Below are 25,305 nucleotides of genomic sequence, written 5' to 3'. Positions count from 1 at the left end.
GGTCCGCGCATGGCGCGGACCGCCCTACTCGTCTTCGATGCCGAGTTCGCGCAGTTTGCGGGTGATGGTGTTGCGGCCGATGCCCAGGCGGGAGGCGGCTTCTACTCGGCGGCCTCGGCTGGCGTCCAGGGCGCTTTGGAGCAGGATTTTTTCGAATTGGCGGGTCAACGTGGCCATGACGGCGGGTTCGCCGCGTTCCAGGCGGTATTGGGCGTCGCGCAGCAGGGAGTCCTGCCAGTTGCGCGGGGGGCCGTCGTCGGAGGCGGCCGCGTTGTGCTGGACGACGGTGCCGATGGTGGAGATGCTGCCGCCGGTGGCGACGCGAGGGGGCGCGGCGCTGGCGGCGGGGGGATGCTCCATGGCGCGGATCTCGGGCGGGAGGTCGGCGCGTTCCACCGTTTGGCCGGGGGCCATGACGGTGAGCCAGTGGCAGAAGTTCTCGAGTTGACGGACGTTGCCGGGGAAGTCGAATTTGGTCAGGACGGCCAGGGCTTCCGGGGTCAGGCGCTTGACCGGCACGCCCAGGGCGCGGGCGCTGGCCGCCAGAAAGTGGTTGGCGAGCGCGGGGATGTCTTCAATGCGTTCGCGCAGCGGCGGCAGGCGCAGGCGGATGACGTTCAGGCGGTGGAACAGGTCTTCACGGAACAGGCCTTGTTCGACACGCTGCTCAAGCGGCTGGTGGGTGGCCGCGACGATGCGCACGTCGACGCGTACGGGCTGGGCGCCGCCGACGCGGTAGAAGCTGCCTTCGGCCAGGACGCGCAACAGGCGGGTCTGCAGTTCGATCGGCATGTCGCCGATTTCGTCCAGGAACAGCGTGCCGCCATGGGCTTCTTCGAAGCGGCCGCGGCGCAGGGTGTTGGCGCCGGTGAAGGCGCCGCGCTCGTGGCCGAAGAGTTCGGCTTCGAGCAGGTCGCGCGGGATGGCGGCGGCGTTCAGGGCGACGAAGGGGCCGCTGGCGCGCACGCCGTGGCCGTGCAGGGCGCGGGCCACGAGTTCCTTGCCGGTACCGGATTCGCCGGTGATGAGGACGGTGACCTTGGACTGGGCCAGGCGGCCGATGGCGCGAAAGACTTCCTGCATGGCGGTGGATGACGATTGGGTCATCATCCAGCGTTCGTTGTTCTGGGCTTCGCCCTGCCCTTCGGGGCTTTCGGGCTGGGCCGATTCCTGCATGGCGCGCTGGATCAGCGCGACGGCTTCGTTGACGTCAAAGGGCTTGGCCAGGTAGTCGAAGGCCCCGCCCTGGAAGGCGGAAACGGTGCTGTCCAGGTCGGCAAAGGCGGTCATGACGATGACCGGCAGGCCGGGATGGCGCTCTTTGAGCTGGCGCAGCAATTCCAGGCCGTTGCCGCCGGGCATGCGGATATCGGACACCAGCGCAACGGGCGTGTCGTGGGCCAGGGCCTCGAGCACGTCGGCCGACTGGGAGAAACTGCGGGTGGGGACACCGGCGCGGGCCAGGGCCTTTTCGAGGACCCAGCGGATGGCCTGGTCGTCGTCGACGATCCATACGGGTTTCATCAGTGTGCGGGCTCCATCGGTAGGACCAGGCGAAACTCGGTACGCCCGGGTCGGGATTCAAATTCGATGATGCCGCCGTGCTGCTGCACGAAGTCCTGGGCCAGGCTCAGGCCCAGTCCGGTGCCGCCGGCACGTGCCGTGACCAGCGGATGGAAAATGCGGTCGCGGATGTGGTCGGGCACGCCGGGGCCGTTGTCGATGATGGACAGCACCAGCGCCAGACGGTGTTGGCGGTGGGCCAGCATGACCTGGCGCGCCACGCGGGTGCGCAGGGTAACGACGCCGGGTTCGACGCCGGGGCCCTGGGGCCGCGCGACCAGTTCCTGGGCGGCGTTGCGGGCCACGTTGAGCACGGCCTGCATCAGGCGGGCGGCGTCGCCTTTCAGGTCGGGCATCGACGCGTCGTAGTCACGCACCAGCGTGACGTCGTGGCGGAACTCGGCCTGGATCAGGGCGCAGACGCGCTCGCAGATTTCGTGGATGTTGACCGGCCGCGCGTTCAGCGGCACACGTTGCGGGCCGCTCAGGCGGTCCACCAGCGCCTGCAGGCGGTCGGCTTCGGAAATGATGACCTGGGTATATTCGGCCAGGGCCGCACTGGGCAGCTCGGCTTCCAGCAGTTGCGCGGCGCCGCGCAATCCGCCCAGGGGATTCTTGACTTCATGCGCCAGGTTGCGAAGCAGTTCACGGTGCGCTTCGATCTCGTCGACCAGGCGATGGTTGCGGTCGGCCAGCACGCGCTGTTCGATCTCGCGGGTTTCGATCAGGGCGGGCCAGCGCTGGCCGCTCAGGCCCACCGTGGTGACAGCCACTTCCACGGATTCCGCGGCGCGGCGCAGCGACGCCAGCTGGCGCACGTCGGCATATCGGCCCGCCGCGGCGCGGTCAATGGACGATTGGATATTCTCTGGGTTGTCGAACAGGGTGGCGGCGGAATGGCCGCACAGTTGCTTGCGCGAGCGGCCGAACAGGTCTTCGGCGGCCGCGTTGGCGTATTCGATGTGCCCGCGTTCGTTGACCAGGAAAACGGACGTGGCAAGCAGATCGAGAGCTTCTACATTCATTTTTCAACGTACCCGAATGACTACAGGGGGAAATCGGAACGCGGACCCGGACGGCGCCCCGAGGACGGCGCCCTGCCCGTCCGGCGCGAAGCCGGACGGGGCAAGCCATCGGTCAGCGACCTGGCGGTGCGCGTGGTGTGGGCCCTGGTTGGTTGCCTACATCATCGCGCTCCCCCAGCTACTGCCTCAGAATCAGAGGCTGTAGTACATGTCGAATTCGACCGGGTGCGTGGTCATGCGCAGACGGTTCACATCGCCCATCTTCAGGTCGATGTAGGCGTTGAGCATGTCGTTGCTGAAGACGCCGCCGCGGGTCAGGAACTCGCGGTCGCTGTCCAGGGCTTCCAGCGCTTGTTCCAGCGAGGAGCACACGGTCGGGATCTTGGCGTCTTCTTCCGGCGGCAGGTCGTACAGATTCTTGTCGGCGGGATCGCCGGGGTGAATCTTGTTCTGCACGCCGTCCAGGCCGGCCATCATCAGGGCCGAGAAGGCCAGGTACGGGTTGGCCAGGGGGTCCGGGAAACGCGCTTCGACGCGGCGACCCTTCGGGTTGCCGACGTACGGAATGCGGATCGAGGCCGAACGGTTGCGGGCCGAGTAAGCCAGCTTGACCGGGGCTTCGTAGTGCGGAACCAGACGCTTGTACGAGTTGGTGCCCGGGTTGGTGATGGCGTTCAGGGCGCGGGCATGCTTGATGATGCCGCCGATGTAGTACAGCGCGAATTCCGACAGGCCGGCGTAGCCATTGCCCGCGAACAGGTTCTGGCCGTCCTTCCAGATGGATTGGTGCACGTGCATGCCGGAACCGTTGTCGCCAACGATGGGCTTGGGCATGAAGGTGGCGGTCTTGCCGTAGGCGTGGGCCACGTTGTGCACGACGTACTTGACGATCTGGGTCCAGTCGGCGCGTTGCACCAGGGTGCTGAACTTGGTGCCGATTTCCAGCTGGCCGGCGCCGGCGACTTCATGGTGGTGCACTTCGACCGGCACGCCCATCTGTTCCATCAGCAGGCACATTTCCGAACGCATGTCCTGGAACGAGTCGACCGGGGGCACGGGGAAGTAGCCGCCCTTCACGGCGGGACGGTGGCCGGTGTTGCCGCCTTCGAATTCCAGGCCGGTCGACCACGAGGCTTCTTCGGACTTGATCTTGACGAAGGTGCCCGACATGTCGGTGTTCCAGGTCACGCCGTCGAACACGAAGAATTCGGGTTCCGGACCGAAGTAGGCGGTGTCGCCCAGGCCCGAGGCCTTCAGGTAGGCTTCGGCGCGCTTGGCCAGCGAACGCGGGTCGCGGTCATAGCCCTTCAGGTCGGACGGTTCAACGACGTCGCACGACAGGATCAGCGTCGGCTCTTCGCGGAACGGATCCAGGTTGGCGGTCGACAGGTCGGGGATGAGCAGCATGTCGGAGGCTTCGATGCCCTTCCAGCCCGGAATCGACGAACCGTCGAAGGCCTGCCCGCTTTCCAGCTTGTCTTCGTCGATCGCGGTGGTGGGCACGGACACGTGGTGCTCACGGCCAACCGTATCGGTAAAGCGGAAATCCACGAATTTGACTTCGTTATCGGCGATCTGTTTCAGGACGTCTTTCGGGCTTGCCATGTCATCTCCATTAGATAAAAGGGTCGAGGGCTGTGCCGCTCTCGACTGGCATAAAAGAGGGAAGCAATAAGCGTGCCAGGCTCCACCCCCGGGATTGCCCGGGGGTTTGGCAGGTCAGGGAAAAATGTAGCACCGTTTTGGTGCAAAGCGTGGGGCATGAATGCCCCACTCTGGTGCTTTATTGCTACAGGAACATTTCCTGCAGGTCATTGAGGAAACGCCAGCCCAGGGGCGTGGCCCGCAGGCGGGTCGGATCGGGGTCCAGCAGGCCCCGTTTCGAGGCTGCCTCCAATTGGTGCGCAATGGCGGCCAGCGACAGGCCAGTGCGCTCGCTGAACATCGTGGTGGCCACGCCGTCCTTCAGGCGCAGCGCATTCAGCATGAATTCGAACGGCAGTTCGTCCGGCCCCACCTGGCGGTTTTCCGACAGGTGGCTGCCGTCGCGGGCCATGGCGGCCTGCATCCAGGATTCGGGGCTGCGCAGCCGCGCTTCGCGCACGATGCGGTCGTGGAACGACAGCTTGCCGTGCGCGCCCGGGCCCAGGCCCAGGTAGTCGCCGAATTCCCAGTAATTCATATTGTGGCGGCAGCGCGCGCCGGCCCGGGCGTAGGCCGACACCTCGTAGCGGGCCAGGCCGGCGGCGGCCAGTTCGGCCTCGACCGCGTCCTGCATCGCCGCGCTGGTGTCGTCGTCCGGCAGGTCTTCGGGCGGAAACTTGGCGAACACCGTATTGGGCTCCATCGTCAGGTGATAGAGCGACAGGTGTTCCGTGCCAAAGCCGATGGCCTGGCGCAGATCGGCCACACAGGCCTCCAGCGTCTGGCCCGGCAAGGCAAACATCATGTCCAGGTTCACGCGCGGCGCGGCGCGCTGGGCCATCTCGATGGCGGCGCGGGCCTGGGCCGAATCATGGATGCGGCCCAGCTTCTTCAACTGGGCGTCGTCAAAGCTCTGGATGCCCAGTGAAAACCGGGTCACGCCGCTGGCCGCGTAATCGCGGAAGCGGCCGGCCTCGGCGGTGCCGGGGTTGGCTTCCATGGAGATCTCGGCGTCGGGCCACATGTTCAAACAGGCGCGCAGCATCGCCAGCAGCTCGTCCAGGCCGGCGGCCGACAAGAGGCTGGGCGTGCCCCCGCCGATGAATACCGACACCACCTGGCGGCCCCAGATGGACGGCAGCGCCTGTTCCAGGTCGCTGCGCAGCGCATCCAGATAGGCGCGCTCGGGAATTTCGCCTGGCGCCGCGTGCGAATTGAAGTCGCAATACGGGCATTTGCGCACGCACCAGGGCACGTGCACATAGACCGACAAGGGCGGCAGGCTGGTCAGCGTGGCGCCGGCCGGGGTGACCAGGCGCGTACGCGCGGCGCCCGTGTCGGGGCGGATGGGGATGGTGATGGACATGCGGTGTTCCTGGGCGGGGCGCGCCCGCCTTGCATCAAGCCTGGCTGATCTTGCCCAGCAGTTCGCGCAGGGCGCGGGCGCGGTGGCTGATGGCGTTCTTTTCTTGGGGATCGAGCGAAGCGGCCGTCAGCCCCTGGTCGGGCAGGTAGAAATGCGGGTCGTAGCCGAATCCGTTGGCGCCTTCGGGCTGGTCGATGATTTCACCGTGCCACAGGCCTTCGCCGATCAGGGGGCACGGGTCGTTTTCGCTGCGCACCAGGGCCAGCACCGCCACGTACCAGGCGCGGCGGTCGGTCACCGAGGCCAGCTTGGACACCAGCAGCGCGTTGTTGGCCTGGTCGGATTTTTCACCGCCATGCATCTTGGCGTAGCGGGCGGAATACACGCCCGGGGCGCCGTCCAGCGCGGCCACGCACAGGCCGGAATCGTCGGCCAGCGCGGGCAGGCCCGTCAGGCGGCTGGCATGGCGGGCCTTGGCCAGGGCGTTTTCGACAAAGGTGACGTGCGGCTCTTCGGCCTCGGGCACGCCCAGTTCGCCCTGCGGCACCAGTTCGATGCCCAGGGGCGCGAACAAGGCGGAAAACTCACGCAGCTTGCCAGCATTGTTGGAGGCCAGCACGACGCGGCGCAGGGAATCGGGAATATGGGGGGATGTCATAGGGCCAAATTGTATAGGGCACGGTCGCGATTGCAGGCCGCCTGTTACGTGTAACCGCAACAACACAGAAATATTCGATGGTCAATATCACTAATCTTGTCACTGATCGTATCTGAACGCTCCGGCGATGAACCCACCTCAAGCTATGCCACGGCCGCGCGCGGCCGGTGTACCCCCCGGCGTGCCCCCTATTCCCGGCGGCGCGGCGGCCGCGCCCGTCAGCCTGGCGGGCATTCTGCGCGAACGGCTGCTGCGCCCGCGCTTCCAACCCGTCATCGACCTGTCCCACAGCCGCATCTACGGCCATGAAAGCCTGATCCGCGGGCCGGTCGACACCGCCCTGCACTTTCCGGACGCCCTGTTCGCCGAAGCCCGCCGCCAGGGCCTGCACCCGCAACTGGAACTGGCCAGCTTCCGGGCCGGCGCCCAGGGCTTCAACCAGAACGAGGCGTCCGGCAAGCTGTTCCTGAACCTGTCGGGCTCGGCGCTGATCCACTACTGGACGCTGTGGGGCGACGAAATGCCGCTGCGCCTGCTCAAGGATTGCACGCTGGCGCCGTCCAGCATCATCGTCGAGCTGACCGAACAAGACCCGCTGTCCGAACACATGGCCACGCTGGGCAGCGCTTTTGCCTGCCTGCGTGAATATGGCATGCGCATCGCGCTGGACGACTACGGCGTGGGCAATTCGAACCTGCAGCTGTGGTCCGAAATGCAGCCCGACCTGGTCAAGATCGACCGCTATTTCTTCAACGGCATCGGCCACGACGACCGCAAGCAGAACATGGTGCGCGCCATCCTGAAGGTGGCGCAGTACCTGGGCACCGCCATCGTGGCCGAAGGCATCGAGACCGCCGAAGACCTGGCGGTGGTGCGCGACCTGGAAATCCGCTACGCCCAGGGCTGGCTGCTGGGCCGCCCCGACGAGGCCCTGCTCACCGAGTTGACCCCGCCCCTGCGCGATTCGCTGCGGGTGCGCACGCCGGCCCCGCTGTCGCAGCGCTCGGCCGGCGGCACCGCGGCCAGCCTGCGGGTGGAAGCCCCCGCCGCCCTCCTGACCAAACACACCAACGACGACGTGCACCGGCTCTTCATCGAACACAAGAGCCTGCACGCCGTGGCCGTGGTCGACGGCGAAAACCGCCCCGTCGGCATCATCAACCGGCGCGATTTTTCCGAGCACTACGCCCAGCGCTATACCCGGGAACTGTTCGGCCGCGACGCCTGCTCGACCTTCATGAACGCCGAGCCGGTGCTGGTGGACCTGGACGTGTCCATCGACCAGTTGAGCCACGTGCTGATCTCGGAAGACCAGCGCTACCTGATGGACGGCCTGATCATCACCCGCGACGGCCGCTACGACGGCCTGGCGACCGGCGAGACGCTGGTGCGCTCGGTGACGGAAATGCGCATCGAGGCGGCGCGCTACGCCAACCCGCTGACCTCGCTGCCCGGCAACATCCCCATCAGCCGGCACATCGCCACGCTGCTGGACGACGCCGCCGATTTCACCATCTGCTATGGCGACCTGAACAACTTCAAGCCGTTCAACGACGTCTATGGCTACTGGCGCGGCGACGACATGATCATGCTGACCGCCGACGTCATCAAGCGCCACTGCGACCCGCTGCGCGATTTCGTCGGCCACGTCGGCGGTGACGACTTCGTGGTGCTGCTGCGCAGCCCCGACTGGACCGACCGCATCCAGCGCATCATCGCCGAATTCAATGAGCGCGCCATCGACCTGTACGACGACCAGGGCCGCCGCAACGGCGGCATCGAAGCCGAAGACCGTTACGGCGTGCCGCGCTTCTTCCCGTTCGTGACGCTGGGGGTCGGCGCGCTGACCGTCACCCCTTCCCTATGCGAGCGCATCCGCCCGGAGGACATCGCGTCGGCCGCTGCCCATGTCAAGCACAAGGTCAAGCATGGGAACCTGTCGCTGGTGACCGAGCGCTACAGCGGCGCCGCCCTGCCGCAGCTCGACCGCTGATCCCTGCCCGGCGGCCTGCTGCGCCGCCTGGGCGATCTGGAACACCGACACCGCGCGCTGCAGGCCTTGCGCCTGCAATTCCAGCGCGGCGGCCGCGGCGGCGGTCTGCTCGACCATGGCCGCGTTCTCCTGGGTCGTGCGTTCGATATCCGCCACCGCATCATTGACCGACGCAATGCCGGCGGCCTGCTCGGCCGTGGCGCTGGAGATCTCGGCCACGATCTGGGTCACCTTGTCGACCGAGGCCAGCATGTCGCGCATGGTGTCGCCGGCCAGGTTCACCTGGCGCACGCCCGCCTGCACCCGCGATGCCGAATCCTCGATCAAGCCCTTGATTTCCTTGGCCGCCTGCGCGCTGCGCTGGGCCAAAGAGCGCACCTCGCCCGCCACCACCGCAAAGCCCTTGCCCTGCTCGCCGGCGCGGGCGGCTTCCACCGCCGCGTTCAGCGCCAGGATGTTGGTCTGGAAGGCAATGCTGTCCACCACGCCGACGATCTCGCCGATGCGGCGCGCGCTGTCGGAGATGCCTTGCATGCTGGTCACGACCTCTTGCACCGCCTGCCCGCCGCGCTGGGCCAGCTGGGTGGCGCTGAGCGCCTGGCGGCTGGCCAGGTCGGCATTGCCCGCCGTCATCTGCACCGTATGCGCCAATTGCGTCATGTTGGCCGCCGCTTCCTGCAGCGAGCCGGCCTGGCGCGCCGTGCGGTCCGACATGTCGGCCCCGCCCGCGGCGATCTCGCCCGACCCCGTATGGATTTCCTCGACGCCGTGGCGCACCGAGGCCACCGCCGCCGACAGCCCCGTCTGCATGCGGCGCATGGCCGAATACAGCACGCCGATCTCGTTATCGCCATGCACCGCGATGTTGCCGGTCAGGTCGCCGTCGGCGATTCGGTCGAAATGCGCGCCCGCCTCGTTCAGCGGCCGCAGGATGCGGCGCCGGAATCCCAGGCGGATCAGCACCGCCAGCACCAGCACGAAGGCCAGCACGGCCGCCGCCACCACCGTCACCCGCTGCATCGTCTGGCTGGCGCCGGCCACGGCGGCCTGCCCCTGCTCGCGCGCATAGGCCTGGTAGGCGTCCGCCTGCTTCACATAGGCGGCGCCCGTCACCGGCAGCACCTTGTCCACCAACCGGTTCACCTCGATGCCGTTCCAGCCCTTGATGGCCTTGAACATCGGCGCCAGCGTCTGGTCGGCAAACGCCGCGTTGGCCGCCAGCGCCTGGTCGAACAAGGGCGCGCCCTGCACGCTGGTGTCCGCATTGGCGCGCAGCCGCGCCAGGCTGGCCGCCGCCTGCTTGAGCAGCGCGTCGGCGTGGGTCAGCGACTGGTCGCGGGCTTCTTCCAGCCCGCCTTCCATGGCCGTCTTGGCATCCGTCAGCGCGGCGCGCGCCTGGAACAGGCGGCTGGTCATGTCCGACAGGTCGCTGGCGCGCTCGATGCTGCCGCGGCCCAACGCCTCGATATCGGCCCGGTTCTCGCGCAGCACGGCGATCCCGGCCGCCGCCGCCAGCGCGAACAGCGCCACAAACACCGCGAGAATCGCCGAAACCGCCGTCGTCACCCTGAGATTTTTCCGCATATCCGTCCGTCTGTTGCATCGCCACATAGGCGTAACGGGCCGATTATGGGGATGCAGTTTGGCAATTTCTTGACACATCCCCGGCCCCGCATGACAAACGCCGGTCACACAAATGCGCTTTTGCGAACAGAAACCCCGTATTAATGAATGGTGAATTGGCAGGCGCGGCCCCTTGCGGCACATTCGATGCTGTACCGATTCATTCATAGCCCCCTACGACTCATGCCCGACGCCTCCTACGCCTACCAGGACATCCGCGAAGCCGTGCGCGACCTCTGCGCGCAATTTCCCGCTGAATATTTCCGCAAAGTCGACGAAGAACGCGGCTACCCCGACGCCTTCGTCCGCGCGCTCACCGAGGCCGGCTGGCTGGCCGCCCTGATCCCCCAGGAATACGGCGGTTCCGGCCTGGGCCTGACCGAAGCCTCGGTCATCATGGAAGAAATCAACCGCAGCGGCGGCAATTCGGGCGCCTGCCACGGCCAGATGTACAACATGGGCACCCTGCTGCGCCACGGCTCCGAGGCGCAAAAGCGCGAATATCTGCCGCGCATCGCCGCCGGCGAGCTGCGCCTGCAATCCATGGGCGTCACCGAGCCCACCACCGGCACCGACACCACCAAGATCAAGACCACCGCCGTGCGCCGCGGCGACCGCTACGTCATCAACGGCCAGAAGGTCTGGATCTCGCGGGTGCAGCATTCCGACCTGATGATCCTGTTGGCGCGCACCACCCCGCTGGACCAGGTCACGCGCAAGTCCGAAGGCATGTCCATCTTCCTGGTCGACCTGCACGAGGCCGTCAAGCACGGCATGTCGATCCGCCCCATTCCCAACATGGTCAACCACGAGACCAACGAGCTGTTCTTCGACAACCTCGAAATTCCCGCCGACAACCTCATCGGCGAAGAAGGCAAGGGCTTCAAGTACATCCTGGACGGCCTGAACGCCGAACGCACCCTGATCGCCGCCGAATGCATCGGCGACGGCTACTGGTTCGTCGACAAGGTCACCGCCTACGCCAAGGAACGCATGGTGTTCGGCCGCCCCATCGGCCAGAACCAGGGCGTGCAGTTCCCCATCGCCCGGGCCCACATCAACGTCGAAGCGGCCAGCCTGATGCGCTACGAGGCCTGCCGCCTGTTCGACGCCCACCAGCCCTGCGGCGCCCAGGCCAACATGGCCAAGCTGCTGGCGGCCGACGCGTCCTGGGAAGCCGCCAACGCCTGCCTGCAGTTCCATGGCGGCTTCGGCTTTGCCACCGAGTACGACGTCGAACGCAAATTCCGCGAAACCCGGCTGTACCAGGTCGCGCCGATCTCGACCAACCTGATCCTGTCCTACGTCGCCGAACACATCCTGGGCTTGCCCCGTTCCTTCTGACCATGACCGCCGACACCCGCTCCCTCAGCGCCGAACTCGCCGCCTTCGCGGCCAACCTGCGCTTCGAAGACATTCCCGCCCCGGTGCTGCGCCGGGCCGAAGACCTGCTGCTGGACTGCCTGGCCTCGATCCTGGCCGGCGCGTCGGCTCGCCCCGTGTTGGCCATGGACCGCTACGCCGCCGCCATGGGGCCGGCCGACGGCCCCAGCGAGATCCTGATCAACCGGCGCCGCACCTCGCCCGTGTTCGCCGCCATGGTCAACGCCGCGGCCGCTCACGTGGTCGAGCAGGACGACGTGCATAATGGCTCGGTGTTCCACCCGGCCGCCGTGGTGTTCCCGCCTGCGCTGGCCGTTGCCCAGGCGCTGGGCAGCTCGGGCCGCGACCTGCTGGTGGCCGCCGTCGCCGGCTACGAAGTCGGCATCCGCGTCGGCGAATTCCTGGGCCGTTCCCACTACAAGATCTTTCACACCACCGGCACCGCCGGCACCCTGGCCGCCGCGGTCACGACCGGCCGCCTGCTGGGCCTGTCGCCCGAGGCCATGCTGCACGCGCTGGGCTCGGCCGGCACCCAGGCCGCCGGCCTGTGGGAATTCCTGCGCGACGCGGCCGATTCCAAGCAACTGCACACCGCCCGTGCCGCCGCCAACGGCATCGCCGCCGCCTACCTGGCCCGCGAAGGCTTCACCGGCGCCCGCCACATCCTGGAAGGCCCGCAGGGCATGGCCGCCGGCATGTCCCGCGACGCCGACCCCACGCGCCTGACCGACCGCCTGGGCACGCGCTGGGCCCTGGGGGAAACCTCGTTCAAGTTCCACGCCTCGTGCCGCCACACGCATCCGGCAGCCGACGCCCTGCAACAGGTGCTGCGCGACCACCACCTGGCCGAAGACGCCATCGACCGCGTGGTCGCGCACGTCCACCAGGGCGCCATTGACGTGCTGGGGCCCGTGGTCGACCCGCGCACGGTGCATCAATCCAAGTTTTCAATGGGAACGGTGCTGGGCCTGATCGCCCGCAAGGGCCGCGCCGGCCTGCCGGAATTCGACGCCGCGCTGGACGACCCGGCGGTCGCCGCCTTCCGCGCCCGCGTCACGATGGAACTGGACCCCGAGGTCGACGCCGCCTATCCGCAGCGCTGGATCGGCAAGGTCACCGTCCACACCCGCGACGGCCGCACCCTGCACGGCCGCGTCGACGAACCCAAGGGCGATCCGGGCAATACCCTGTCGCGCGATGAAATCGAGGCCAAGACACTCAGCCTGGGCCGCTACGCGGACGCGGCGACCGACGCGGAACTGCGCGGCCTGATCGGCGCGATCTGGAATCTGGAAAAAGCGGAACGGATCGGCGCGCTGCTGCCGTAACCGCCATCCTGGCGTGGCCCCGTGCCGCGATGGCGTCGCACGGGGCCCGAACCCGCCCGTTATGCAACGGGATGGCCGCCCACCCGGGCGCCATCCCGCTTCGTGCTTCAGCCGCCCAGCGCCGCGCGCTGCTCGCGCACCAGCCCGGCGATGCCGCCTTCGGCCAGCGCCAGCATGGCGTCCAGCTCGGCGCGCGTGAACGTGGCGCCTTCGCCCGTGCCCTGCACTTCCACGAACGCGCCGCTGCCCGTCATGATGACGTTCACGTCGGCGTCGCAGGCCGAGTCTTCCTGGTAGTCCAGGTCCAGCACCGCGCGGCCATCCACCAGGCCCACCGACACGGCGGCGACCGCGTCGCGGATCGGGTTCACAGCCAGGTCGCCACGCTGCATCAGAAGCGCCACGGCATCGGCCGCCGCCACCCAGGCGCCCGTGATGCTGGCGCAGCGCGTGCCGCCGTCGGCCTGCAACACGTCGCAATCCAGGTGCAGCGTGCGCTCGCCCAGCGCGCGCATGTCGAACACCGCGCGCAGGCTGCGCCCGATCAGACGCTGGATTTCCTGGGTGCGGCCGCTTTGCTTGCCGCGTGCGGCTTCACGATCGCCGCGCGTGTGCGTAGCGCGCGGCAGCATGCCGTATTCGGCCGTCACCCAGCCTTCGCCCTTGCCCTTCAGGAAAGGCGGCACCTTTTCCAGCACGCTGGCCGTGCACAGCACGTGGGTGTTGCCGGCCTTGACCAACACCGAGCCCTCGGCATAGCGCGTGAACCCGCGCTCCAGGCTGAACGGCCGCAGTTCGTCGACGGCGCGGCCCGACGGGCGGGCGATGGCAGGGGCAGTGGTCATGGGCAAGACTCCAGTCAGATTCGATTGGCGGCATTGTACGGGTAGCGTGTCACCGCAGGCCCCGCGGCCCCAGCGGCGTGCGCGTTTGGAGTATCCTGCCGCGATATACGGGCTGCATATACCCGCCCCCGCCCCGGTGGGCCGGCGGAACCGGCGCGGCCCGGCCCCAAAACAGCAAAAGGAAACCCACACCATGATCCGCAGCATGACCGCCTTCGGCAACGCCCGGGCAGACCTGGAACAAGGCACGCTGGCGCTGGAACTGCGCAGCGTCAACAGCCGCTTCCTGGACCTTTATTTCCGCCTGCCCGACGAGCTGCGCCACGTCGAGACACCGCTGCGCGAACTGCTGACCGCCCAACTGGCACGCGGCAAGGTCGAGATCCGGGTGTCCTACACGCGCAACGTCAGCACCGACCTGTCCAAGCTCGAACCGGCCTGGCTCGAGACCCTGGCCGAACAGCTGCAAGCCGCACGCCGCGTGCTGCCCGACATCGCCGCGCCGCGCCTGGTCGAGCTGTTCAACTGGCCCGGCCAGCGCACCAACGACGCGCTGGACCCGCAAGTCTGGGGCGCCGCCTGCCTGCAGGCCGCCCAGGAAGCCCTGACCCAGTTGCAGGACGGCCGCGCCCGCGAAGGCGAGCGCCTGGCCGGCATGATGCGCGAATGCGCCGACGGCGTCGCGAACATCGTCGAACTGGTCCAGAACCACCTGCCCCAATTGCTGGCCGACCACCGCGACAAGCTCGCGTCCAAGCTGCGCGAAAGCGTCGAATCCGCCTTTCCCGGCGGCTTCACCCACATCACGGGCGCCGAACTGTCCGAACGCCTTTCCCAGGAAGCCAACCTGTTCGCCCTGCGCATCGACGTCGCCGAAGAACTGTCGCGCCTGCGCTCGCACCTGGAAGAACTGCGCCACCTGCTCACCGACGGCGGCGGCAAGGCCACGGGCAAGAAAAACGCCGGCAGCGCCGGCAAGCGCCTGGACTTCCTGTTCCAGGAAATGAACCGCGAAGCCAATACGTTGGGTTCCAAGGCCGGCAGCATGGAAGTCACCCGCGCCGCCATGGACCTGAAGCTGCTGATCGAACAGATGCGCGAGCAGGCGCAGAACATCGAATAGCGCGGCAAGATTCATGTCGGTCACACACGCAGAAACGCTCCACCTCGCGCTAGGACTGGTCCTATTCTGCTTGGGAACCCTGCTGGGCATTCCTCATGGCCGATCCAAGGGCCGGGGCGACGCCAAGAACACCGAGCTCTGGCGCATCGCCCACTTGTCCACCTGTGTCGGCGGCGCGTCGTTGCTGGCCTTGGCGGTAGCGATGCCTCGGCTGTTCGCAGAGCAGGCGATTTATGTCCTTGCGCCGTTCACGCTGTCGGCGTACGGCTTTTTCATGGCCTGCACGCTGAGCGCGTGGTTCAACACGTCATGGGATGATGACCGCGGCAATGCCAGAACGGCGGCGGTCTATCGTCTGCAGATACTGGCGTCGCTGCTCGCGTTGGTGGCCGTGGCTGCCTCGTTCGGCCTGCTCGCGTGGCGCTTGCTGCGTTAGACGGGCGGGCCGGTCATTCTCAGTACCGATCGGCCTTTCAGGCACCATCACCCACGACAGGCAAGGTGTGATAAGGTGACGCCGCGGCTATGGGAATCCTTCCTTCTAACCTGAACACCTAGGGTTCCCGCTTTCCGCATTGCGCCTGCCTTCGGCAGGCGTTTTCACGTGGACATGCATCATGAACCCGATCTATCTGCGCCGCCGTCACCGGCTCTTGCTGGGCAAGCCCCCTGCGCCTGGCAGCGGGGCCGATTCGTCTTCCCTCCCCGTGACCGCCGTCGAACTGGCCGCCATCCAGGCGCAGGCCGAGGAGCTGGGCTATCTGCTGTCGGACGCGGTGTTGGCCCGCCTGCAGGCGTGGCCCTTGCCGTCCGTGACGCTGTTCGGACGCCAACTGTTGAAGGTGCTGCGCGAAATGACGGGCGCGCACCGCCAGTACCGCCCGCTCTACCCGGATTTTCCGAAACAGGTGCAGGACCTGAGCGATGCGCAGCGCTATCTGGATGCCATCACGCACTACGTGACCCTGCGCCGGATGCCCGGCGACGGCTCCGACCGCCCGCCGCTGTTCCATGGGCGCGAGCCGCAGATCATTGAATTGGGCGAGGCCGCCGAATGCGAAGCCATCTTCACCCAGTTGGCCGCATCGGCCACCTCGCTGTCCGAGACGGATCGCAATGACCTGGCGTGGTACGTGAAGCAATATCGTGCGGACATCTTCCGTTTGATGCCGGCGAAGATTCCGTTCAAGGAGACGCTTGCGCTGGTCTGCGGCCACCTCATCCGGCACGTGCCGGGCCCCGCCACGGACGCCTTTCTGCATGACCGGCTGGACACCGCCACCGACGTGCTCCGCGTCGCGGTGGCCCTGGCGGACGGCGATGTGTCGCTTGCGCTTCCCACGCGCTTTGCCTCCCTTGCCCGCGCCCGGCGCAAGCAGTTGCTGGCGCTTGTAGAACGTCACCCCAACGCAGCACAGGACATGCCGCGCTGGAAAGAGCGCTGGAAGCGCCTGGGCGAAGTGCTGCACCCCGGCGAATACGCCGACCGCTTCCCGGCTACGGCCGCCGCCTTTGCCCAGCTGCGCAGCGGCCGCCCCCCGGCCACCTTCAACAGCGCGATCGAAGCCTTGCTGGCCGCAGGTCAGACGGAGGACGCCGCCAAGCGCCTGGCCAGCCGTCCGGGCGAATTCACGCGCCGCCTGGACCATCTGTTGCGTACCGCGGCAGACCCGCAGTCGATACTGCAGGGCTTTGCCCGTGTCGTCGACCAGGTGCCGACTCCGCTGCTGCTGCAGCTGCATACCCACGCGACGCACCGCGACGCGCCGGCCTCGCTACGCTCGTTCTACCCCAAGGGCGAAGTGGCCAAGGTATTTGCGACGGCGGACGCCCGCGCGCCGCTGCCCGACGGATCGGCCGCAGCCCTTGGCGACCTGTGCCAGGCCACGCTACTCAAGCGGTTTGCCACGCTGGCGCCGTTGGGCGACTGCTATCTGGACCCGGCGCTGCGCGATCACGTGGTGCCCTTGGCTCAACGCGCCGCGTCGCGCAGCCTGCGCACGCTGGCACGTGGCAGCAGCCTGCCCTTGCCCGACGCTGACTTCGTCAGAATGTTCCTTTGGTGGAAGAACGGCAGGGGCCGCGCCGACGTCGACCTGTCTGCCGCCATGTTCGGCCCCAATTTCGACTTCATCGACGCGCTGACCTACTACCGCCTGCAAAGCTACGGCGGCTATCACAGCGGCGATATCGTCGACGCGCCGCAGGGTGCGGCTGAATTCATCGACCTGGACCTGGAACGTTTGCGCGGCCGCGGCGTACGCTTCGTCGTCATGGTGCTCAACAGTTTCACAGGCCAGCCGTATTGCGACCTGCCCGAGTGCTTCGCCGGATGGATGGCCCGCCATGACGCAAATTCGGGCGAACCCTTCGAACCTCGCACGGTCATGGATCGGGTCGACTTGACGTCCAATACGATGATCAGCCTGCCGCTGGCGCTGGACCTGCACGCCGGGCGCATCCGTTGGATGGATGTGGCGCTGCGCGAACAGCCCCGGCTGAACAATGTGGCCAACAATCTGTCCGGCGTGTCGCTGATGCTGCGCTCGTTGATGACGCGCCCCCAACCCGACCTGCATACGCTATTCACGCTGCATGCCCAGGCGCGCGGCCGGATCGTGGACGACGCGCAGGCAGCGCGAACTGTCTTTGGCGTGGACGGGGGCATCACCCCTTTCGACATCGACCGTATCCGCGCGGAATTCCTCGTATAGCGCGCCCGCGCCTGGTCAGCGCGGCGCCGGTTCCCCGCGCAAGGCCGAATCCAGGTATGCGCTGCGCGCCCTGGCGTCCGGGAAGGTCATGTCCTTGTAGCTCACGAAGCGCGAACCCTTGGCCAGCCGGTAGCCCAGCCAGATCAACAGGAACAGCGGAATGCCGATGTACGTGGCGGCGACGCCACCCCAGTCGATGCGCTGCTCCAGGAAAGCCTGGTAGTTCTGGCCCAGCGTGATGATCAGGCACAACGCGAACGCGAAGATCGGGCCGAACGGGAAGAACGGCGACACATAGGGCAGATCGGCCAGGTTGCGGCCCTGCTTGACGTAGCCGCGGCGGAACCGGTAGTGGCTGATGGCGATGCCCAGCCAGGCGATGAAACCGGTCATGCCCGAGGTATTGAGCAGCCAGATATAGACGGCCTCGGGGCTGAACACGAACGTGAAAAAGCACAGCGCCGCCACCACCGTCGTGGCCACCAGCGCCCACAGCGGCACGCCCGAGCGCGACACGCGGCCGAACACGGCCGGCGCCTTGCCGTCGCGCGCCAGGCTGTAGAGCATGCGGGTCGCCGCGTACATGCCGGAATTGCCGGCCGACAGCACCGACGTCAGCACCACCGCGTTCATGATCGAGGCTGCGGCCAAGAGACCGGCGCGCTCGAAGATCAGGGCGAACGGGCTGACGCTGATGTCGGTGACTTCATTGCGCAGCAGGTGCGGATCGGTATAGGGAATCAGCAGGCCGATCACCAGGATCGCCGCCACGTAGAACAGCAGAATGCGCCAGAACACCTGGCGCACGGCGCGCGGCAGGTTCTTGGCGGGGTCTTTCGATTCACCGGCGGCAATGCCGATGAGTTCGGTGCCCTGGAACGAAAAACCCACCACCATGGCCACGCCGATCAGCGCCGCGAAACCGCCTGCGAAAGGCGCGTCGCCCACCGTCCAGTTGGCCACGCCGCCCGTTTCGCCGCCCCGGATGATGCCCAGCAACATCATCACGCCCATCGCCACGAAGGCCAGTACCGCCACCACCTTGATCAGGGCGAACCAGAATTCGGCTTCACCGAAGCCGCGCGCCGACAAGGCATTCAGGCCGAAGGTGATCGCCAGGAACAGCGCGCTCCAGTACACCCCGGGCACGTCCGGAAACCAGTACGCCATCACCAGCTGCGCGGCCACCAGGTCCACCGCCACGGTGACGGCCCAGTTGTACCAGTAGTTCCAACCCAGCGCGAAACCGAAGCCCTCTTCCACGTAGCGCGCGCCGTAGGTCGAGAACGACCCCGACACCGGCATGCTGGCGGCCAGTTCACCCAGGCTGGTCATCAGGAAATAGACCATCACGCCGATCAGCACGTAGCCCAGCAGCGCGCCGCCGGGGCCGGCTTGCGCGATGGTTGCGCCCGAGGCCACGAACAGGCCGGTGCCGATGGAGCCGCCCACCGCGATCATCGTCAGGTGGCGCGACGACAAGGTGCGGCGCAGTTCGGACGGCGCGGGTGTCGCCGCCTTGCCGCCGCTCGGGCGCGAGTCGTGTTCCGATAATGCCAAAGTCGAGTTCCTTCAGTGGGAAAATGCCCCGCCGGCCGGGTGGCGGGGGCCCCGGGTTTTCCCGGCAACGGCGGAGCATAGCGCAACTGCCCCCGGTCGGCGAAATCCCCAGGGAAATGTCACTGCAGAAGTTCATTGCACCTGAGATCTGGTTCAATGATGTTCACGGGCCGCCCGGGGCGGCTGCGGTGTTCTCCGGCCTGTTATTTACTTGCCTGGCGCGTCGCCACCGATCTTCCTGGCCGTCAGCGTCACGGTGAAAAACTCGTTACGCTTATCGGCCGAAACAGTATCCAACTGATTATTTCCATAATCAGAATGTTGCCCATTCCTGAATCGAGGGTAATACCCTTTCCAGAAATAGCGCACCTGTGTACCGCCCGCGAGCACTGTTTTGGCAGGCAGCTCGGCGACGAATCGCGTATCGGCGATGTCCCCCCGCGCGCCCAAAGCGACGCGGGCGGATGTCAATACCCAATGGCATACCCCGCGTCCGTAATAGTCCTCATCGAGCAGCATGTCGGCATACACGGTGCCCACGTACTCGGTGGCGGACAGACGGGAAAGGCGGAACGGTTCGTGGCTGGACAATGACGGCACGTGGCCGGACAGGGCGTTGGATTTTCCACAGCGGGCGCCATTGCTGGCATCGAACTGTGCCGTGCCCTCTACCACCGCAAACGGCGATTTGCCGTCGGTTGCGCTTGAGAGATCGGATGCATTGGCAAGGGTGAGCCGTATCTCATAGGCCTGCGTCGGAGCGGGGTTCAGCTTGCGCAGCGGCGGCTTTCGCGCGTTGGAATCAGATCCGCACCCGGCGGCGACCAGAACGACCAGCGTCGGCAATGCCCAACGCAAGGCCGGCGACGAGAGATAGCGAATGGCGCGCGACAATGTCGATGTTTCCTATGCTAACTATTGTTGACTCAACGATGGGCGAGCGATTCGTCCGGAATCGCTGCGCCAAGGCGGCTATTGGAACGCCGTCTCCATGAAGGTGCGCAATTTTCGCGAATGCAGGCGTTCGGGCGGCATGTCGCGCAGGCGCTCCAGCGCCCGGATGCCGATTTCCAGATGCTGGTTGACCTGGCGGCGGTAGAACGCGCTGGCCATGCCCGGCAGCTTCAGCTCACCGTGCAGCGGCTTGTCGGACACGCACAGCAGCGTGCCGTAGGGCACGCGGAAACGGAAGCCGTTGGCCGCGATGGTGGCCGATTCCATGTCCAGCGCAATGGCGCGTGACTGCGCGAAACGCTCGACCAGTTCGACGTGATCGCGCAGTTCCCAGTTGCGGTTGTCGATGGTGGCCACCGTGCCGGTGCGCATGATGCGCTTGAGGTCCCAGCCGGACAGGCCGGCCACTTCCTCCACTGCCTGCTCCAGCGCCACCTGCACTTCGGCCAGGGCCGGCACCGGCACCCAGGTCGGCAGATCGGCATCCAGCACGTGATCTTCACGCACGTATCCGTGGGCCAGCACGTAATCGCCCAGCCGCTGCGAATCGCGCAGGCCGGCGCAGTGGCCCAGCATCAGCCAGGCATGCGGGCGCAGCACGGCGATGTGGTCGGTGATGGTCTTGGCGTTGGACGGCCCCACGCCGATGTTGACCAGCGTGATGCCGGAGTGGTCGCCGCGCACCAGGTGGTAGGCCGGCATCTGCGGCAGGCGCTGGCCCTGCCCTTCGTCGGCCGGCGCCGATTCGCCGCGCCGGGTGATGCGGTTGCCGGGCTCGACCAGCATCTCGTAGTCTTCGTTGCCGCTGGCCATCAGGGCGCGCGCGCGGGCGCAGAACTCGTCGACGTAGAACTGGTAGTTGGTGAACAGCACGAAATTCTGGAAGTGGCCGGGCGCCGTGGCGGTGTAGTGCTGCAACCGATGCAGCGAATAATCCACGCGCTGCGCCGTGAAGGGCGCCAGCGGCTTGGGTTCGCCTTCCTTGCCGCGCCACGAACCGTTGACGATCGCGTCGTCGGTGACGGCCAGGTCGGGCACGTCGAACAGGTCGCGCAAGGGGCGCTTGAGGGCCTCGAGGTGCTCGCCTTCGACATAGGCGCCTTCCGGAAAGGCAAAGTGCAGCGGAATCGGGGAGTCGGACTCGCCCACCTCGACCGCCACGCGGTGGTTCTGCAGCAATTGGCCCACCTGCTCGATCAGGTAGTCGCGAAACAGGGCCGGCTGGGTGACGGTGGTCTGGTAGATGCCGGGTTCGGCCACGTGGCCGTACGACAGGCGGGTATCGATGGGGTCGTAGGTTTCGACGAGGATGCGGATGGCCGGGTAGTACGCGCGGGCCCGTTCGCGGCCGTTGCCGGGGCCCTTCAGGACTTCACGGAACGCCGACCGCAGGAAGGCCGTGTTGCGCGCGTAGATTTCCACCAGCCGGTCGACCGCCGCCACCGCGTCATGGTAGGGCTCGAAAGGAATCGCCTCGGGCCGGTTCATGGAGGATAGGGGGTGTACTGCGTTCATCATTGAGCTTTACTCCGCTTTCTTATCTATCTTGTTTTAAGCGGCCGCTCTCGGCAATCAAGCCGGAAGAGGCCGATGCCGACGATTATGCACGACCCCGGGGCCGTATGAAGTGTCATATTCGCGCGCGTCTCGATGCGTGGTCACCGCAGCCGGCATCGCCACCGCAATAGAAACAATATATCATTCTGTTTTTCCGGTTTTTTCGGCCGGGTTGATCCGCCCGCTTTCCCCGCCCCCGCTTGCGCGTTTCCTCATCCATGCCGCCGGCCTTGCGCCCCCGACCACGCAGCCCCCATCCCATCGCCCGATGGGCGGTGCTGTCGTGGCTGTGCGCCTGCCTGCTGCTGGCGCCGTTGGGCGGTGTGCGCCACGCGCTGTCGCACCTGGGCAGCGGCCCGGCCTCGGCTCAACACGGCCTGTCGCTTGCGCCGCTGGATGCCAACTCTGCCGGCTCGGCCCGCACGCCCGGCCCCGCCACCGCGCCAGACGACGCGCATACCGCCGACCCGCTCGGCCACTGCGATCTCTGCCATATCTGGGACCTGCTGGACGCCACCCTGCCGGCGTCCTTCCCCCTCATCGCCGGCACGGCGCCGCGCATTGCGCCGGCCCCGTCCACGCCCCGCGGCACCACGCTGGCCGCCGGCAGTTGGTTCCAATCCCGCGCGCCGCCCGCCGCGACTTGAAATCCCGCACGCCCGATTTCAACCGCCGCCCGCTTGGCCGGCCCCCAGGATTGCCATCATGCCTTTTGCTGCTGCCCCGGCAGGGACACGCTTGTCCCTGCGCGCCCGCAACGCTTCTGCGTTGGACGTTGCTTTGCCGAACCGTTTCTCGTCGGCCCGTTCTTCTCTCGCCCTCGCCCCGCTGGCCGTCGCCTGCCTGCTCGCCCTGCCCCAGGCCGCCCACGCGCAAGCCGCCCCGGACACCACCACGCTGTCCCCCGTCGTCATCACCGCCAACCCCCTGGGCAGCGAAGCCCTGGCCTCGCCGTCCACCATCGTGCAAGGCCTGGACCTGGACCTGCGGCGCGGCTCGAACCTGGGTGAAACGCTGAATGGCCTGCCCGGCGTTTCGACCACCACCTATGGCCCGATGGTCGGCCGGCCCATCATCCGCGGCCTGGATGGCGACCGCATCCGCCTCCTGAACAACGGCGTCGGGTCCCTGGACGCCTCGTCGCTGTCGTTCGACCACGCCGTGCCGCAAGACCCGCTGTCGACCAACCGCGTCGAGATCCTGCGCGGCCCGGCCGCCCTGCTCTATGGCGGCAACGCCATCGGCGGCGTCGTCAACACGATCGACAACCGCATTCCCACCGAACCCATCGACGGCATCCACGGCGACGTGGCCGGAAGCTACGGCGGTGCCAACAACGACCGCAACGGCGCCGTGCAAGTGGAAGGCGGCGACGGCAACTTCGCCATCCATGCCGACGCCTTCAGCCGCAAGACGGGCGACCTGCGCATTCCCGGCTACGCCCGTTCGTCGCAGCAACGCGCCCTCGACGCCCCCGACCGCGACCAGCCGCGCGGCACGCTGCCCAACAGCGACGGCCAGGCCAGCGGCGGCGCGCTCGGCATGTCCTGGACGAGCGACCGCGGCTACGCCGGGCTGTCCTACAGCGGCTACGACTCCGACTACGGTTCGGTGGCCGAGCCGGACGTGCGCATCAAGATGCACCAGGAACGCTTCGGCTTTGCCAGCGAACTGCGCGACCTGGACGGCCTGTTCACCAGCGTCAAGTTCAACTTCGCCTACACCGACTACCAGCACAAGGAAATCGAAGACGGCGAAACGGGCACCGTCTTCAAGAACCGCGGCTACGAGGCCCGCATCGAGGCGCGCCACGCCGACATCGGCCCGCTGCATGGCGTCGTGGGCCTGCAACTGGGCCAGACGCGTTTCTCGGCGCTGGGCGACGAAGCCCTGGTGCCCACCACCGACACCGACTCGGCCGCCGTGTTCGCACTTGAGGAATGGAAACTGAACGACCGCCTGACGCTGAGCGCCGGGGCCCGTGCCGATTACACCCGGCTGAGCCCGTCGGCCAGCGGCAACGAACGCTTCGATGGCGCCCGCCGCAACAGCTTCACCGCCGGCAGCTTCTCGCTGGGCGGCATCTACAAGCTGGACAGCACCTGGTCCGTTGCGGCCAACACGGCCTACACCGAACGCGCGCCGACGTTCTACGAGCTGTACGCCAACGGCCCGCACGAAGCCACGGGCCAATACCTCGTCGGCGACCAGGGCCTGGGCAAGGAACGCGCCTGGTCCGGCGACCTGTCGCTGCGCTACAAGAAGGACGCCGACAAGGCCAGCATCGGCGTGTTCTACAGCCGCTTCTCCAACTACCTGGCTGAAATCAACACCGGTCGCTATCGCAACGACGACGGCGACCTGGTCGCGGCCGGCGACGACGGCGCCCTGCCCGAAGCGCGCTACCAGGGCGTGTCGGCCCGCCTGTACGGCCTGGAAGCCGAAAGCAGCACCCGCGTGCTGCAACGCAATGGCCACAAGCTGGACCTGGGCCTGTCGGGCGACTACACGGTGGCGCGCAACAACGACACCGGCCGCTCGTTGCCGCGCATTCCGCCGCTGCGCCTGCGCGTGGCGCTGGATTACGGCTACGGCGCCTACAACGCCGGCGTCAGCGTATCCAAGGCCTTCGCCCAGCACAGCCGCCCCGACAACGACACCGCCACCCCCGGCTACTACAGCCTGGATGCCAACGCCGGCTACCGCTTCAAGGTCGCGGCGGTGCAGTGGCAGGCCTATGTCCGCGGCATCAACCTGACCAACCAGACCATCCGCTACGCTACTTCCGTGCTGCGCGACGTCGCCCCCGAGGGCGGCCGCGCCGTGATGGTGGGACTGCGCGGCAGCTTCTGACGGGCCAGGACGGCAACGGATCGGGCTCGGCCCAGGGCACGCCCGCCCGATCCGGCCACCCAGCACGGTCATCCCTGTTTCTGCCAACCGGCCGTTACCTTTGCCCGACCGGGCAACGTAACGGTCGCCCCGCCAGAATGCTGCATTGCACTACAAATGTAATGAAACTTTATTCCATTACAATACCGTGGCAGTCAGTGGGGTCTACGGCCTGCCAACACCGCAAACGTCCGCGCGTGTTGGCAACCCCTAGGCCCTCCTGCCGCCCTTTCCGCCGGCTTGTCCCCCAGGGCAAAGCCATGCCGCCTACTCCGATTTCTGAAGTGACGTAATGACGCCGCCCACGCGAAAAGCACGATTTGCCTCGTTCCGCATTCCCGCCTTCCTGTCTGCCCCCCTGCTGGCCCTGACGTTCTCCTGGTTGCCCGGCGCCGCGCAGGCCTCTCTTCCCAGCACCGATCCCGCACGTGGCTCCCTGTCCGGCCTGAGCCTGGCCCAGGAGCCCACCGTGCCCACCCTGCGCGAACGCGTGGTGCAGGCCGGCCTGGCCGCCATCGGCACGCCCTACAGCTGGGGCGGTGACGATGCCGCCGAAGGGTTCGACTGCAGCGGCCTGGTGCTGTTCGTGTACCGCGAAATCGCCGGCCTGGAACTGCCCCGCACGGCCCGCCAGCAGCGCACCCAGGGCGACACGGTGCCCAACAGGCAGCAGCTCAAGCCCGGCGACCTGGTGTTCTTCGCCACCCGCGGCCGCGGCACCACCTCGCACGTGGGCATCTACATCGGCCAGAACAAGTTCGTGCACGCCCCGCGCCGCGGCGCCAAGGTGCGCGTGGACGAAATGAAGAACCCGTACTGGTCCAAGCGCTACGTCGGCGCGCGCAGCTACATCGACATGGCCCAGGGCCAGATGGTCGCTGGCCGATAAATGCAGGCCCCAGAGAAAGGGCCCCCACGCCGCACACGCCTTGCTTGCTTGCTGCCCCCCGAGCAACTGTGTTTCCAGTCAAGCAGCCTGAAGGTGCAATTGGCTGTTCCACGGTTGCTGGGAGCGGGCCATGGCGTTCAGGATTCGTAGCAGCTTGTGCGAGCAAGCGACCAGAGCGACCTTCTTGG

18 protein-coding genes and 2 pseudogenes are annotated in these 25,305 nt (G+C 67.1%); 9 read left to right on the top strand and 11 right to left on the bottom strand.

Annotated elements, in window-relative coordinates:
* Positions 1–24: 24 nt before the first annotated feature.
* The 5 genes from ntrC to rdgB form a co-directional block, all read right to left on the bottom strand.
* Positions 25–1,524, bottom strand: a complete 1,500-nt coding sequence (gene ntrC, locus AC6LJ2_RS26965) for a nitrogen regulation protein NR(I) (RefSeq protein ID WP_263915113.1) — start codon at positions 1,522–1,524, stop codon at positions 25–27.
* On the bottom strand, positions 1,524–2,588 hold the full coding sequence (gene glnL / locus AC6LJ2_RS26960) for a nitrogen regulation protein NR(II) (protein WP_263915114.1): 1,065 nt from the start codon (positions 2,586–2,588) through the stop codon (positions 1,524–1,526). Before glnL ends, ntrC begins: the two co-directional genes overlap by 1 nt.
* Positions 2,589–2,780: 192 nt before the next feature.
* Complete coding sequence (gene glnA, locus AC6LJ2_RS26955; protein ID WP_025136498.1) at positions 2,781–4,193, bottom strand: type I glutamate--ammonia ligase; 1,413 nt, start codon at positions 4,191–4,193, stop codon at positions 2,781–2,783.
* 184 nt (positions 4,194–4,377) lie between these two features.
* The gene (gene hemW / locus AC6LJ2_RS26950) at positions 4,378–5,598 is read right to left on the bottom strand and encodes a radical SAM family heme chaperone HemW (protein WP_498152553.1); all 1,221 of its coding nucleotides are present in this window, start codon (positions 5,596–5,598) and stop codon (positions 4,378–4,380) included.
* 34 nt (positions 5,599–5,632) lie between these two features.
* Positions 5,633–6,256 (bottom strand): RdgB/HAM1 family non-canonical purine NTP pyrophosphatase, encoded by a 624-nt coding sequence (gene rdgB / locus AC6LJ2_RS26945; protein ID WP_498152552.1) that lies wholly within the window; start codon positions 6,254–6,256, stop codon positions 5,633–5,635.
* Between the two features lie 127 nt (positions 6,257–6,383).
* Here rdgB and AC6LJ2_RS26940 point away from each other — a divergent pair, with 127 nt between their 5' ends.
* On the top strand, positions 6,384–8,249 hold the full coding sequence (locus tag AC6LJ2_RS26940) for an EAL domain-containing protein (protein WP_445656432.1): 1,866 nt from the start codon (positions 6,384–6,386) through the stop codon (positions 8,247–8,249).
* Positions 8,250–8,396: 147 nt separating this feature from the next.
* Here the strand turns inward: AC6LJ2_RS26940 and AC6LJ2_RS26935 are convergent.
* Positions 8,397–9,833: pseudogene (locus tag AC6LJ2_RS26935) on the bottom strand (methyl-accepting chemotaxis protein); the annotation flags it as partial.
* A 222-nt stretch (positions 9,834–10,055) separates the two neighbouring features.
* On the opposite strand from AC6LJ2_RS26935, the gene AC6LJ2_RS26930 reads away from it, so the two are divergent.
* Together AC6LJ2_RS26930 and AC6LJ2_RS26925 are read left to right on the top strand one after the other, a co-directional pair.
* Positions 10,056–11,216, top strand: coding sequence for an acyl-CoA dehydrogenase family protein (locus tag AC6LJ2_RS26930; RefSeq protein WP_498152551.1), 1,161 nt, complete (start codon positions 10,056–10,058; stop codon positions 11,214–11,216).
* Between the two features lie 2 nt (positions 11,217–11,218).
* Positions 11,219–12,583, top strand: a complete 1,365-nt coding sequence (locus AC6LJ2_RS26925) for an MmgE/PrpD family protein (protein ID WP_498152550.1) — start codon at positions 11,219–11,221, stop codon at positions 12,581–12,583.
* A gap of 107 nt (positions 12,584–12,690) precedes the next feature.
* Here the strand turns inward: AC6LJ2_RS26925 and rph are convergent, their stop codons facing one another.
* Complete coding sequence (gene rph, locus AC6LJ2_RS26920) at positions 12,691–13,428, bottom strand: ribonuclease PH (RefSeq protein ID WP_025136491.1); 738 nt, start codon at positions 13,426–13,428, stop codon at positions 12,691–12,693.
* A 193-nt stretch (positions 13,429–13,621) separates the two neighbouring features.
* On the opposite strand from rph, the gene AC6LJ2_RS26915 reads away from it, so the two are divergent.
* From AC6LJ2_RS26915 to AC6LJ2_RS26905, 3 genes are all read left to right on the top strand, one after another.
* Positions 13,622–14,551: a YicC/YloC family endoribonuclease gene (locus AC6LJ2_RS26915; RefSeq protein WP_263915121.1), complete on the top strand. Its 930-nt coding sequence runs from the start codon at positions 13,622–13,624 to the stop codon at positions 14,549–14,551.
* Positions 14,552–14,564: 13 nt separating this feature from the next.
* Entirely contained in the window at positions 14,565–14,987 is a 423-nt protein-coding gene (locus AC6LJ2_RS26910; protein WP_498152549.1) for a styrene oxide isomerase, read from the top strand.
* Positions 14,988–15,168: 181 nt separating this feature from the next.
* On the top strand, positions 15,169–17,265 hold the full coding sequence (locus tag AC6LJ2_RS26905) for a TerD family protein (RefSeq protein ID WP_498152548.1): 2,097 nt from the start codon (positions 15,169–15,171) through the stop codon (positions 17,263–17,265).
* Between the two features lie 15 nt (positions 17,266–17,280).
* On the opposite strand, the gene AC6LJ2_RS26900 is transcribed toward AC6LJ2_RS26905, so the two are convergent.
* The 3 genes from AC6LJ2_RS26900 to AC6LJ2_RS26890 form a co-directional block, all read right to left on the bottom strand.
* Positions 17,281–18,825 (bottom strand): amino acid permease, encoded by a 1,545-nt coding sequence (locus tag AC6LJ2_RS26900; protein WP_498152547.1) that lies wholly within the window; start codon positions 18,823–18,825, stop codon positions 17,281–17,283.
* 207 nt (positions 18,826–19,032) lie between these two features.
* Entirely contained in the window at positions 19,033–19,719 is a 687-nt protein-coding gene (locus AC6LJ2_RS26895) for a hypothetical protein (protein ID WP_498152546.1), read from the bottom strand.
* A 78-nt stretch (positions 19,720–19,797) separates the two neighbouring features.
* A complete protein-coding gene (locus AC6LJ2_RS26890; protein WP_498152545.1) occupies positions 19,798–21,297 on the bottom strand; it encodes an AMP nucleosidase in 1,500 nt (499 codons plus the stop codon).
* A gap of 269 nt (positions 21,298–21,566) precedes the next feature.
* Here AC6LJ2_RS26890 and AC6LJ2_RS26885 point away from each other — a divergent pair, with 269 nt between their 5' ends.
* From AC6LJ2_RS26885 to AC6LJ2_RS26875, 3 genes are all read left to right on the top strand, one after another.
* Complete coding sequence (locus tag AC6LJ2_RS26885; RefSeq protein WP_498152544.1) at positions 21,567–21,983, top strand: hypothetical protein; 417 nt, start codon at positions 21,567–21,569, stop codon at positions 21,981–21,983.
* 58 nt (positions 21,984–22,041) lie between these two features.
* The gene (locus AC6LJ2_RS26880; protein WP_498152543.1) at positions 22,042–24,189 is read left to right on the top strand and encodes a TonB-dependent receptor; all 2,148 of its coding nucleotides are present in this window, start codon (positions 22,042–22,044) and stop codon (positions 24,187–24,189) included.
* Positions 24,190–24,520: 331 nt separating this feature from the next.
* Entirely contained in the window at positions 24,521–25,117 is a 597-nt protein-coding gene (locus tag AC6LJ2_RS26875) for a C40 family peptidase (protein ID WP_498152542.1), read from the top strand.
* 78 nt (positions 25,118–25,195) lie between these two features.
* Here the strand turns inward: AC6LJ2_RS26875 and AC6LJ2_RS26870 are convergent.
* Positions 25,196–25,305: pseudogene (locus tag AC6LJ2_RS26870) on the bottom strand (IS110 family transposase); the annotation flags it as partial.

The sequence above is a fragment of the Achromobacter sp. 1014246743 genome, from assembly GCF_059760725.1.
Note: the sequence above shows the minus strand (reverse complement) of the source record. Positions and strands in the feature narration are given on the sequence as shown.

Excerpts from the sequence above, each read along its gene's own strand:
- AC6LJ2_RS26930 (WP_498152551.1), top strand. The coding sequence starts at position 10,056 with ATGCCCGACGCCTCCTACGCCTACCAGGACATCCGCGAAGCCGTGCGC.
- glnL (WP_263915114.1), bottom strand. The coding sequence starts at position 2,588 with ATGAATGTAGAAGCTCTCGATCTGCTTGCCACGTCCGTTTTCCTGGTC.
- AC6LJ2_RS26905 (WP_498152548.1), top strand. The coding sequence starts at position 15,169 with ATGAACCCGATCTATCTGCGCCGCCGTCACCGGCTCTTGCTGGGCAAG.
- AC6LJ2_RS26940 (WP_445656432.1), top strand. The coding sequence starts at position 6,384 with ATGAACCCACCTCAAGCTATGCCACGGCCGCGCGCGGCCGGTGTACCC.
- rph (WP_025136491.1), bottom strand. The coding sequence starts at position 13,428 with ATGACCACTGCCCCTGCCATCGCCCGCCCGTCGGGCCGCGCCGTCGAC.
- glnA (WP_025136498.1), bottom strand. The coding sequence starts at position 4,193 with ATGGCAAGCCCGAAAGACGTCCTGAAACAGATCGCCGATAACGAAGTC.
- AC6LJ2_RS26925 (WP_498152550.1), top strand. The coding sequence starts at position 11,219 with ATGACCGCCGACACCCGCTCCCTCAGCGCCGAACTCGCCGCCTTCGCG.
- AC6LJ2_RS26875 (WP_498152542.1), top strand. The coding sequence starts at position 24,521 with ATGACGCCGCCCACGCGAAAAGCACGATTTGCCTCGTTCCGCATTCCC.
- AC6LJ2_RS26910 (WP_498152549.1), top strand. The coding sequence starts at position 14,565 with ATGTCGGTCACACACGCAGAAACGCTCCACCTCGCGCTAGGACTGGTC.
- AC6LJ2_RS26915 (WP_263915121.1), top strand. The coding sequence starts at position 13,622 with ATGATCCGCAGCATGACCGCCTTCGGCAACGCCCGGGCAGACCTGGAA.
- hemW (WP_498152553.1), bottom strand. The coding sequence starts at position 5,598 with ATGTCCATCACCATCCCCATCCGCCCCGACACGGGCGCCGCGCGTACG.
- ntrC (WP_263915113.1), bottom strand. The coding sequence starts at position 1,524 with ATGAAACCCGTATGGATCGTCGACGACGACCAGGCCATCCGCTGGGTC.
- AC6LJ2_RS26880 (WP_498152543.1), top strand. The coding sequence starts at position 22,042 with ATGCCTTTTGCTGCTGCCCCGGCAGGGACACGCTTGTCCCTGCGCGCC.
- rdgB (WP_498152552.1), bottom strand. The coding sequence starts at position 6,256 with ATGACATCCCCCCATATTCCCGATTCCCTGCGCCGCGTCGTGCTGGCC.
- AC6LJ2_RS26890 (WP_498152545.1), bottom strand. The coding sequence starts at position 21,297 with ATGATGAACGCAGTACACCCCCTATCCTCCATGAACCGGCCCGAGGCG.